Annotated in this window: 2 protein-coding genes; both read left to right on the top strand. The window is 77.4% G+C overall.

What is annotated here, in order from left to right:
• Positions 1-290: hypothetical protein (locus GTW43_RS30020; RefSeq protein WP_161305141.1), on the top strand; the 290-nt coding region annotated here is incomplete at its 5' end.
• 42 nt (positions 291-332) lie between these two features.
• Positions 333-1,243, top strand: a 911-nt coding sequence (locus GTW43_RS30015) for a hypothetical protein (protein WP_161305140.1), incomplete at its 3' end; no start/stop codon positions are given.

Here is a 1,243-nt window from a genome sequence, read left to right as displayed (position 1 = left end):
CCTCCCGTGCGGCGGCCGACCAGTTGCGCGCCGCGCTCGCCGCCGCCGGCCGGCGTGAGCTGCGGGCCACCGTGCTGGCCGAACTGGCGGCGACCCTGGAGGACCTGGCGGAGCCGGACGCCGCCGCCCGGCACTGGGCGGAGGCCTACACCCTGGTCAGGGACGGCGTCCGGCCGCCCGAGGGCATGAGCCGTGAGCGCCTGGCCCGCCGGGCCGAGGCCGCGTTCCGCGCGGCGGGCAACCGGTTCCAGGCGCAGCACTTCGCGCGTCTCGCCGGGAACGGGGGCTGACGTGGTGGGCAGCCGGTACGAGGGGGAGCGGGGGGTGATGTGATGCAGCCTCAGCGATCGCTGCGCAAGAGCCTGTCCGGACTCGGGCGGCTGGAGAACGCCTGGGCCGACGCACTGGCCGAGACGGGGACGGAGCGGGCCCTCGAGCGGATGAGGACCGTGCTCACGGGCTTCGAGGAGCGGCCCGAGCAGTCGGCGCCGCTGTGGCTGTCCTTCCAGGAGTCCTGCTTACAGGCGCGCTTCCTGCCGCTGCTGCGCGTCGACGACCTACAGCGGCTGGCCGGCCACGGGGAACAGCTGGCCGGGGCGGGCGGCCCCGGCCTCGAACTGAGCTGGATCCCGCTGGCCCGCGCCGTGCTCAGCCGCGGCAGCGGCGACGACCGCGCCTGGGCCCTCGTCCTGCTGGCCCGCCTGTACCGGGCCCCGCAGGCGGGCGAGGAGGCCCGCCTGGCCGCCGCCGTCGAGCTCACCGAGGCCCGCGCCGACAACGACTCGGCGCTCGACGTGTACGCCGACCTGCTGGGCCGGCACGACCGTCCGCCCGCCGCGCTCCTCGGCCACGTCCGCCGCCTGTTCGCCGCGGACTTCGACGATCCCGCGTCACGCATCGAGCGCGCGGCGGCGCTCGCCGGCCGGCTGGCCACGGCCCGCCCCGGGTCGCCGGGCACCGACCGGGTGCGGGGGCTCGCGGAGCTGGTCGTGCACGGCCGGCCCATGACGGCGATCCGCCACTTCGAGGACGCCTGCCGGGCCGATCCCACGGACCGCGACGCCCTGCACGGGCTGGTCGCCGCGCACCTCCAGGCGGGCCGCCACCGGCAGGCGCGGCAGGTCGTGGCCGGCCGCGAGCCGCTGCTCACGATGCGCACCTGGCAGCTCCTCGACCTGTGCCGCACGCTGGCCTGGCTCGACGACGAGGACGCGACGGACGTGACCGACGCGACGGACGCGAC

Origin of the sequence: Streptomyces sp. SID5785 (genome assembly GCF_009870065.1) — a bacterium.
Classification (GTDB): domain Bacteria; phylum Actinomycetota; class Actinomycetes; order Streptomycetales; family Streptomycetaceae; genus Streptomyces.
This window is presented reverse-complemented; position numbering and strand designations above follow the sequence as displayed.